The sequence below is a fragment of the Nocardioides sp. GXQ0305 genome (genome assembly GCF_050880345.1).
Lineage (GTDB): Bacteria > Actinomycetota > Actinomycetes > Propionibacteriales > Nocardioidaceae > Nocardioides.
Window position 1 is genome coordinate 606,483 of record NZ_JBNYXG010000002.1, and the last position, 9,028, is coordinate 615,510.

The 9,028-nt window shown below is 74.8% G+C and carries 11 protein-coding genes; 2 read left to right on the forward strand and 9 right to left on the reverse strand.

The features are described 5' to 3' along the window. Position 1 precedes the first annotated feature (1 nt). Positions 2–1,132, reverse strand: coding sequence for an FAD-dependent oxidoreductase (locus ACQ1X7_RS07870; RefSeq protein ID WP_432477615.1), 1,131 nt, complete (start codon positions 1,130–1,132; stop codon positions 2–4). Positions 1,133–1,134: 2 nt separating this feature from the next. Continuing rightward, positions 1,135–2,262, reverse strand: coding sequence for an alpha/beta hydrolase (locus tag ACQ1X7_RS07875; protein ID WP_432477616.1), 1,128 nt, complete (start codon positions 2,260–2,262; stop codon positions 1,135–1,137). Between the two features lie 75 nt (positions 2,263–2,337). Between ACQ1X7_RS07875 and ACQ1X7_RS07880 the strand changes: the two genes are divergently transcribed. Then, entirely contained in the window at positions 2,338–2,886 is a 549-nt protein-coding gene (locus ACQ1X7_RS07880; protein ID WP_432477617.1) for a TetR/AcrR family transcriptional regulator, read from the forward strand. A gap of 84 nt (positions 2,887–2,970) precedes the next feature. On the opposite strand, the gene ACQ1X7_RS07885 is transcribed toward ACQ1X7_RS07880, so the two are convergent. From ACQ1X7_RS07885 to ACQ1X7_RS07900, 4 genes are all read right to left on the reverse strand, one after another. After that, positions 2,971–4,326, reverse strand: coding sequence for an MFS transporter (locus ACQ1X7_RS07885; RefSeq protein WP_432477618.1), 1,356 nt, complete (start codon positions 4,324–4,326; stop codon positions 2,971–2,973). Positions 4,327–4,418: 92 nt separating this feature from the next. Next, positions 4,419–5,018, reverse strand: coding sequence for a rhomboid family intramembrane serine protease (locus ACQ1X7_RS07890; RefSeq protein ID WP_432477619.1), 600 nt, complete (start codon positions 5,016–5,018; stop codon positions 4,419–4,421). A gap of 55 nt (positions 5,019–5,073) precedes the next feature. Further along, entirely contained in the window at positions 5,074–5,697 is a 624-nt protein-coding gene (locus ACQ1X7_RS07895) for a hypothetical protein (protein WP_432477620.1), read from the reverse strand. A 91-nt stretch (positions 5,698–5,788) separates the two neighbouring features. Then, complete coding sequence (locus ACQ1X7_RS07900; RefSeq protein WP_432477621.1) at positions 5,789–6,445, reverse strand: dihydrofolate reductase family protein; 657 nt, start codon at positions 6,443–6,445, stop codon at positions 5,789–5,791. Positions 6,446–6,524: 79 nt separating this feature from the next. On the opposite strand from ACQ1X7_RS07900, the gene ACQ1X7_RS07905 reads away from it, so the two are divergent. Next, positions 6,525–7,418 carry a dihydropteroate synthase gene (locus ACQ1X7_RS07905; RefSeq protein WP_432477622.1) on the forward strand — a complete coding sequence of 298 codons (894 nt, stop codon included), beginning with the start codon at positions 6,525–6,527 and terminating at the stop codon, positions 7,416–7,418. Here ACQ1X7_RS07905 and ACQ1X7_RS07910 read toward each other — a convergent pair. The 3 genes from ACQ1X7_RS07910 to ACQ1X7_RS07920 all read right to left on the reverse strand — a co-directional run. After that, positions 7,411–7,884: a GNAT family N-acetyltransferase gene (locus tag ACQ1X7_RS07910; RefSeq protein WP_432477623.1), complete on the reverse strand. Its 474-nt coding sequence runs from the start codon at positions 7,882–7,884 to the stop codon at positions 7,411–7,413. The genes ACQ1X7_RS07905 and ACQ1X7_RS07910 overlap by 8 nt on opposite strands. A 53-nt stretch (positions 7,885–7,937) precedes the next feature. Then, complete coding sequence (gene npdG, locus ACQ1X7_RS07915) at positions 7,938–8,612, reverse strand: NADPH-dependent F420 reductase (protein ID WP_432477624.1); 675 nt, start codon at positions 8,610–8,612, stop codon at positions 7,938–7,940. A 34-nt stretch (positions 8,613–8,646) separates the two neighbouring features. Further along, positions 8,647–9,028, reverse strand: a 382-nt coding sequence (locus ACQ1X7_RS07920) for an NAD-dependent epimerase/dehydratase family protein (protein ID WP_432477625.1), incomplete at its 5' end; no start/stop codon positions are given.

Below are 9,028 nucleotides of genomic sequence, written 5' to 3' on the forward strand. Positions count from 1 at the left end.
CCTAGATCGGCTGCTGGAGGTCGCGGACGAGGGGGCGGACGAAGGTGTCGATGCTGGTCCGCGCCAGCAGGACGTCGCGCACCGCGGACGCCTGCCGCGAGCCCACGAACATGAACCGGGCGAGCCGTCGGGACAGCCGCTGCGCGCGCTCGGTGCGCGCCCGACGCCGCCGCTCGTAGAGACGCAGGGCCGACGGGAGGTGGCGCGCGTCGGTCCGGGAGAGCTCGTCGGCCAGGGCCGCGGCTCCCTCCAACGCCATCGAGGCGCCGATGCCGGCGGTAGGCAGGAACGCCGCGGCCGCATCGCCCACCAGCACGGTCCGGCCGCGCACCCAGGCGGGCGCGCGGACGTCGGCCATCGGCCAGAGGTGCACGTCCTCGTCCTCGCCCCGGTCCAGGGCGTCGCGCCAGACCACCTCGTCCAGGCCGTGCGCGCCCAGCACGCGGTGCGCCCGCCGGCGACGGTCCGGCCCGTCGAGGACGCCGCGGGGTGCGCCGGCGATGACACACACACGTTCGCGGCACGGATAGGTTCCGATGAACGTGCCCGACCCCCAGCGCTCGACCGTCTCGTCCGGGTCGCCCAGGTCGCCGTCGGACCACCAGACCAGGCAGGCCCACCCCGTGTCCCGCTGCGGCACCGGGCCGAGCACGGCCCCCCTAACCCGGGACCCGATGCCGTCAGCCCCGACGAGCAGGTCGGCGTCCTCCACCCCGCCGTCGGCCAGTGCGACGCGGACGGACCCGGCGGTCTGGGTGACCGCGCGGACGCCGGCGCCGTACCGCACCGGGACGTCCACCGCTGACTCGAGGGCGCGCAGCAGGTCGCCCCGGGACACGATGCCGACGTGGCCGAACTCGTCCAGCAGCTGCGGCAGCGGCGACGACGTGAGCACCCGACCGCGCCCGTCGCGAGCCGTGTAGCGACCCATCGGACGACTGGCAGCGACCACCTGGTCGTGCACCCCGACGGCGTGCAGCACCCGCGTCCCGTGCGGCCACAGCGCGAGTGCGTAGCCCGGGTCCGCAGCGCTCTCCCGCTGCTCGACCAGCACGACCTCGTGCCCCTGCCGCCTCAGCAGGACCGCCAGGGTGAGGCCGGCGACGCCTGCGCCGGCGACCACGATGCGCACGATCAGGTCCGTCCGGTCGCGGTGGCGGCGGCCAGGGGTCCCGGCACGGCGACGGCGAGGAACGTCTCCACCCCGTCGACGACCGAGACGAACCGCGGGGAGGCGAAGAGGTCGAACCCGTGCTGTGCGCCGGTGAGCTCGACGTACGCGACGGTGCTGCTCGAGCCGCTCCGCAGGTGGTCGCGGAGCTCGCGTGCCTGCTCGACCGGCGTCCAGGAGTCGCGGTCGCCGTGCACGATCAGCATCGGCGGGGCCCCCGCGGGGTCCAGCACCACGGGTGAGGACGCGGGGTGCTCCAGCGGACCCCGACCGTAGTAGCGCCCGTAGTAGCCGTAGAGGCACACCGCGCCGTCCACCCGGAGGTGCGGGTCGTCGTCGGGCTGGGTCAGGGCGCACAGGGCCGCGAGGTGGGCGCCGGCCGAGCTGCCGGCCATCACGACCGCCTCCGCGGGCTCGCCGCCCTCCTCGGCGTACGCGTGGGCCCACCGCAGGGCCGAGCGGGCGTCGTCGATGTGCTCCTCGAAGCCGGCGCGCGGGCGCAGCCGGTAGTCCGCCGACACGCACGTCCATCCCCCGGCCGCCAGCCGGTGGAGCAGGGCCCGGCCCTCGCGGTGCCGACCGCCCGAGTAGTAGCCACCGCCGTGCAGGTAGACCAGGACCCGGCCGTTGGTGAGTCCGTCGCGCCGGCGGTAGACGTCCAGGCGCTGCTGACGGTGCGGGCCGTAGGCGAGTCCGCGCCGGCGTACGACGGCCGGCGAGCGCAGCGGCAGCGGTGCCAACCAGCCACGGAGCCGGCGCCAGCCCGGTCGGAAGACACCCGGGAGCCCCGCGGCGACGAGACCGGCACGCACCTCCGCCTCGGCGGGCAGGGCCCGGTGGGCGAGCACGCCGGTCCCGACCACGACCGCCGCTGCGAAGCCGGTGAGCACCGCGCCGGAGGTCCCGCCCAGGTCATCGGCCGCCCACGCGGACACCGTGGACACCACGAGCGCGAGGGCGAAGACGTGGGGGATCTCGTTGATCGCCGCCGACAACACGTAGCGGGTGTGGCCCGCCCGCCGCGTGGTCAGCAGCGCAGCCGTGGTGAACAGGGCGATGGAGCCGAGGAACACGGCGTACCCGATCGGCACGACGAGCCTCCTTCCTCTACAGGTGTCGAGCCGGTACTCTACGCCTGTCGAGACTCATGTCAAGAAGGGGATCCCATGCCGACCACCGAGGACCGACGGACCCTGATCGCCGACGCGGTGATCCGCACGCTGGCCGAGCGCGGCAGCCGCGGCCTGACCCACCGCGCGGTCGACGAGTCGGCGGGCCTGCCGACGGGGTCCACGTCGTACTACTTCCGCTCCCGGGCAGAGCTCCTGGCCTGCGCGGTGCCCCGGCTGGCGGAGCTCGACGCCGCCGTCCTCGACGGGGTCGCCGACGACGACCCGGCGTCGGTGCTCACGGCCGTGGTCCGGTCCGGCCTGCAGGGCGAGGGCCGGGTCCGCACCCTCGCCCGCTACGAGCTGGTGCTCGAGGCGAGCCGACGTCCCGCGCTCCAGGAGGCACTGGCGGCCGGCACCGAACGGATGCTCGCGCTGCTGCGGGACGTCGGGGGTGGGCGCTCGGGGTCCGCCGAGACCCGCACGGCCGACCTGCTCGCCTTCCTCGACGGGCTGCTGCTCGCCGGGGTCACCAGTCCCCCGGAGCAGGCCCGACCCGCCTCGGATCTCGAGCAGTCGATCGCACTGTTCCTCGCGAGGGGCTGACCCGGCCCCGGTGTCCGCGGGTGAGGGCGGAAGAGCCTGTGCTCCGCACCCGTCGTCACCCGTGGCAGCGCACCGGACCCGTCGTCAGCCTCGCGGCGATCGCCGCAGCGTGGGAGCCAGGACGAGGAGGCCGAGCACCGGCAGCACGGCCAGGCAGGCGACGGCGCCGTCCATGCCGAGCGGTCCGCCGAGGCCGGCCACCACCGCGGAGCCGACACTGCCCCCGACGAGGAACAGCAGGGTGCCGATGCCCAGCGCGACCCCGCGGACCTCGGGTTCGACCGCGTCGCCGACGGCCGCACTCAGGGCCGGCTGGCCGACCCCGAAGGCGAACGTCACCAGCACGATCGCCGCGACCAGGACGACGGCACTGACCCGGTGGGCACCGAGGGCGGCGACCAGCAGGGCCACCGTCGACACCACCCCCGCGGTCGCGAGGGACCGGGCAGCACCGATCCGGTCGAGCAGCGGCCCCGCCACCCGCGGGACCAGCAGCCCCACCACGCCGCTCGGCACCATCGCCAGGCCGACCTGCCACGCCTCCCAGCCGTCGGCGAGCAGCACGGCGGGCAGCGCGATCAGCAGCGCGAACCAGGACGCGGGGACGGCGGCGGCGGCGATCGCGCTGCGCACGACGACCGAGTTGCGCACGACCTCCACGGGCAGGAAGCCGTGCGGGCGCCGGCGTACCGACACGGTGACGGCAGGGACGCCGAGCACGATCAGCACGGCGCCCACCGTGGCCACGGTCGTGCCGGCGGACGGCGACTGCACGAGCAGCACCATCCCGGCGGCGGTGACGGCGACGAGGACGGCGCCGACGATGTCGAGCCGCGCGCCGGTACCGCCGGCGGTGAGCGCGCGCCACAGGAACGGGACGACGAGGATGCCGAGGAGCGGGAGCGCCATCACCGCGCGCCAACCGAGGAGTCCCTCGACCACACCGCCCGCCAGCGGCCCCAGACAGCTGACCGCGGCGGCGACGCCGGCCAACCGCCCGAACGCCAGCGCCCGGACCGAGCCGGTGTAGCGCGCAGAGAGGATCGCGACGCCGAGGGTCGGTACGGCGGCGGCGCCCGCGCCCTGGAGGACGCGCGCGCCGAGCAGCACCCCGAAGCTCGGGGCGAGGGCGGCCACCAGGGCTCCGAGGGACATCAGCACCAGCCCGACCAGCAGCGGCGCCCGGACGCCGACCAGGTCGGAGATCCGGCCGTACACCGCCGTGGTCACGGCGAGCATCAGCACGTAGAGGCTGATCGCCCACGCGGCGATCCCGGGGCCGACCCCGAGGTCCGGGCCGAGGATCGGCAGGGCCACCGCGACCGACGACGAGCCCATCCCGGCCAGGCCGAAGAGCATCCCGAGGAGCACCGACACCCGCCGGGAGTCGTCGGCGACGTGGACGGTCCCGCCGCGGACGGCGTCGGTGGAGGCACTCATCGACGGTGCACAACACCCACTGGTCGGCGCCGATTCCCGCGTCCGGGTGGTGAGCGCGCCGTCGCCCGGGACGTGCAGGTTTCGCCGGCTAGCTAGCCGGGGAAACCTGCAGCGCGGCGGCGCCGAGCGTGCAGGCGGGCGGCGAGCACGCCGCCGAGGGCGCCGAACAGGTGGCCCTGCCACGAGACCCCCGGGGTGCCGGGCAGGACGCCGAGCAGCACGCCGCCGTACAGCAGGAACACCCCGACGCCGATCAGGATCCGTACCGGGCTGCGCTCGAGGAAGCCGACCACCAGCAGGTAGGTGAGCAGCCCGAAGACCAGGCCGGACGCGCCGATGGTCAGCGAGCCGGCGGGGGCGACGAGCCAGACGCCGATGCCGCTGACCAGCCACGCCCAGGCCATCACCGACAACCAGCGGCCGAAGGACACGGTGGCGACCAGGAAGCCCAGGATCAGCAGCGGGACGGTGTTGGCCTCGAGGTGGGCGAAGCCGCCGTGGAGGAGCGGCGCGAACAGGATGCCCCACAACCCGTCCTCGGAGCGCGGCTGGATGCCGTACTGGTCGAGGTCGCCGCCCTGGACGGTGTCGATGATCTCGGCGAGCCAGAGCAGCGTGACGAACCCGAGGCTGACCGCACCCGCGCGCACCCAGCCCATGGTCGGGTCGGCCGTGGTGGTGCGGGTGCTCACGTCTCGACGGTAGCCACCCGGTCCCAGCGAATCGCGCCTCGGAGCCGCTCGCCCCTCAGGGACGAGGGAGCGCGGTGCGCTGGTGGGCGACGATGCCGAGCGCGGCGAAGGCGATGGTGACCAGCAGTGCGACCAGCGCCACCGCCAGGTCGGGCAGCACCGGAGCCAGCGGCGTGAGCGCGACGTGCAGCACCAGCAGCCCGGGCACCCAGCGCGGCACCTGGCGCTCCTGCAGGAGCGCGTAGGCCAGCACCAGCTCCCCCACCGCGAAGCCCAGAACCCAGGCGTAGAGGATCACCGACAACCCGGTGTCGCCCGCCAGGCCCCTCAGCCCGCCGTCCACGAGGTCGCCGAGCGCGAGCGCCCGGTAGACGACGAGCAGCACGGCGAACGCCGCAGTGCCGAAGCACCCCACGACCACGAAGCCCGCCGCGACCAGCGCCGCCCGGGCACCCCGTTCGTCGAAGATGCTCAGGACGGCGGGCAGCCCCAGGATCAGCGCGATCGACGCGACGGCGTACAGCCCCGAGACCGCCAGCCAGCCCGCCGGCCGCACCTCGAGGGCGGCGAGCGGTGACGACAGCACTCCGACCTGCGGCACCAGGATCGCGCCCACCGACAGCGCGGTGGCGCCCACGACCAGTGCGGCCGCGGAGTAGGGCACCCAGTCGACTCGCACGACTCCCCCTTCGAGCGAAAAGGGGGGCGCGCCCAGCGTACGTCCGGGAGCCGCGCGGACCGAGTGTGGACCAGACCAGTACGGCGGTCGCTCAGGCGGTGGTCCACCTCGCCAGCAGCGTGCCGTCCCGCTCGACGAGGGTCGTCAGCCGCAGCGGTACGTCGATCGGCGGTCCGTCGGTGATGCGGGGGTGGCGGCCACCGACCAGCCGCGGCGCGATCGTCGTGTCGACCTCGTCGACGCAGCCCTCGTCGAGCAGGTCGCGCAGCAGGTGGGGCCCGCCCTCGGACAGGAGGTGCAGGTACCCGCGGTCGACCAGCTCGGCCCGCAGCCGGGCCAGGTCGACGCGGTGGGAGCCGAGGACCAGCACGTTGTCGGGTCCCAGCAGCTCGGTACTGGCGTCGAGACCGTCGGCGGCTGAGCAGGTCGCCAGCAGGACCCGGCCACTGCCGGGCCCGAGCAGTCCCTTGGGGACCTCGCCGGTGCGGCTGACCACCACGATCGGCTTGGGGTTGGGACGGTACTGCTCCGCGCGCAGCGTCCCGGCACCGACGACGATGGCGTCGGAGAGGTCACGCAACAGGTCGAACACGACCTGGTCGGGCTCGGTGTTGATCGAGCGGCTGGTGCCGTTGTCGCCCGTCGAGGCGCCGTCGACCGTCGAGACCATGTTGGCGCGCAACCAGGGCCCCTCGGGAGCGGCGTACACCTCGCGCAGCGGCGCGTCCGGGCCGATCAGGACTCGCATGCCCCACCTCCAGGAGTCGCCACGACCGTAACCGATGGCGCTCCGGTCGGATGACGGGGGCCGCCCTAGACTCGCGGGCGTGATCTCCCTGGCAGCGCTCGCGGAGCTGCACGACCGTCACCGTGCCGACCTCGACCTGCCGGTCACCCCGGTCCCGATCGCCGACGGGGTCGTCGTGCGCGACGGCAGCGTCACGGTGATGGGGGTGGTCAACCTCTCGCGCGACTCCACCTACCGCGAGAGCGTCGCGGTGTCGACCGAGTCGGCGGTGCGGATGGCGCGGGTGCAGGCGGCCCAGGGGGCGACGATCGTCGACATCGGCGCCGAGGCGAGCGGCCAGCAGGCGGACCGCACGTCGCCCGGCGAGCAGCTCGGCCTGCTGCTGCCCGTGGTGGACACGCTGGCCCGTGAGCTGGTGCTGTCGGTCGAGACCTATCAGCCGGAGGTCGTCGACTCCGTGCTCCGGGCGGGCGCGCGCGTGCTCAACCTGACCGGTCGCGAGGACGAGGACGAGATGCTGCGGCTGGTCGCGGCCCACGACGCCACGGTGCTGATGTGCTTCGGCGAGACCGCCAACGTCCGCGAGGACGGCGAGCTGCCGGTCGACGGCGACCCGATGCCGGTGCTGGCCGACCACTTCGCGCCGCGGATCGAGCGGGCCCGCGAGCTCGGCGTCGAGCGGATCGTGGTCGATCCCGCCGTCGGCTTCCACTACGGCAACCTGACCGAGCCGCTCGACCGGGTCCGCCACCAGGCGCGGATCCTGTCGCAGTCGTTCCGGCTCCGGTCGCTGGGCGTCCCGGTCGCGGTGTCGGTCCCGCACAGCTTCGACCTGTTCGAGGACGAGTTCCGGCGGGCGGAGGGGTTCTTCACGGTCCTCGCCGCGCTGGGCGGCACCCAGCTGGTGCGGATCCACGAGGTGCCCCACGTCGTGCGGACGCTGCGGGCGCTCGACGTGCTCGAGATCAGCTGAGGACCATCGCGACCACGTCGGGCTCGCCGTCGGGCAGCCACCGGGGCCGGACCCGACCCACCTCGCGCCACCCGGCGGCGGCGTACATCGCCTGCGCGGCGGCGTGGATCGGGACGACGTCCAGGCAGGGCCCGAGGTCGTGGTCGCGCAGCCAGCCGAGGGCGGTGTCGTGCAGCAGCCTTCCGAGCCCGCGGCCCCTCACGCCGGGGTCCACGAACAGGGTGCCGAGGACGCCGAGCCGGTCGGCCGGGCGCCCGTGGCCCTGCTCCCACAGCGGTCGCACGACCTCGTCAGCCGCTCGTTGCGCCGAGACGTGGCCGACCGGGCGGCCGTCGAGGAGCGCCGTCCACCCGGCGAGGTCGTCGGCACGGACGACGAACTCCTCGACCGGGAACGGGAGCGGCCAGCGGAGCGGGTAGCGGCTCGCGTCGCGCTGCGCGGCGAGCAGCTCGCCGAGCGCTGTCACGTCCGCCGCCTCCCGGGGTCGGACGAGGAGCTCCCCGCTCACACCACGCCCCGTCAGTCGGGGAGGTCGGTGACCCGGACGCCGGCGTGCGCCCGGTAGCGGCGGTTGACGCTGATCAGGTTGGCCGTGAGCGCCTCGACCTGGTGGGCGTTGCGCAGCCTCCCGGCGTAGATCCCCCGGACGCCGGGGATGCTGCCGGCCAGGGCCTGCACCAGGTCGGTCGCGTCGCGGTCGTCGCCGAGCACCATGACGTCGGTGCTCACCTCCGCGACCGCCGGGTCCTCGAGGAGCGTCGCGCTCACGTGGTGGAACGCCGCGACGACGGTCGACTCCGGGAGCAGCTCCCGGGCCTGCTGGGCGGCGGAGCCCTCGTCCACGGCGAGCGCGTGAGGGCCCTGCTTGTCGAACCCGAGCGGGTTGACGCAGTCGACGACGACCTTGCCGGCCAGTCGCGGGGCGAGCCCGGTCAGCAGCTCCCGGTGGCCGTCCCACGGGACGGCGACGACGACCACGTCACCCTCATCGGCGGCCGAGGCGTTGTCGGCCCCCGAGACGGAGCCGCCCGTGGCGTCGGCGAGGTCGGCGGCGACACCCTGCGCCCGGCCGGCGTCGCGGGAGCCGATCACGACCGGGATCCCGGCCGCCGCGAACCGTCGGGCCAGGCCACGTCCCTGCGGCCCGGTCCCGCCCAGGACGGCCACGGTCCGGTCGCTGGGGAAGTCGCTCATGGTGGCGGAGCCTAGTGGTCGCACAAGCGTTCGCTCAGCCGCCGAAACCCCGTGGGTTCTGCGACTGCCAGCGCCACAGGTCGGTGCACATGTCGTCGATGTCCCGCTGGGCGACCCAGCCGAGCTCGTCGCGCGCGCGGGTCGGGTCGGCGTACGTCGCGGGCAGGTCGCCGGCGCGGCGGGGCCCGATCACGTACGGGACCTCACGACCGGACGCCCGCTCGAACGCGCGGATCACCTCGAGCACCGACGTCCCCTGGCCGGTGCCGAGGTTCCAGGCCCGCGACCCGGGGTCGTGGGCGGCCAGCCAGTCGAGGGCGGCGGTGTGCCCGTCGACCAGGTCGGTCACGTGGATGTAGTCGCGCAGGCAGGTCCCGTCGGGGGTGTCGTAGTCGTCGCCGAACACGGTGAGCCGC

Coding starts and splice junctions, on each gene's coding strand:
- ACQ1X7_RS07880 (WP_432477617.1), top strand. CDS start 2,338: ATGCCGACCACCGAGGACCGACGGACCCTGATCGCCGACGCGGTGATC.
- ACQ1X7_RS07885 (WP_432477618.1), bottom strand. CDS start 4,326: ATGAGTGCCTCCACCGACGCCGTCCGCGGCGGGACCGTCCACGTCGCC.
- ACQ1X7_RS07900 (WP_432477621.1), bottom strand. CDS start 6,445: ATGCGAGTCCTGATCGGCCCGGACGCGCCGCTGCGCGAGGTGTACGCC.
- npdG (WP_432477624.1), bottom strand. CDS start 8,612: ATGAGCGACTTCCCCAGCGACCGGACCGTGGCCGTCCTGGGCGGGACC.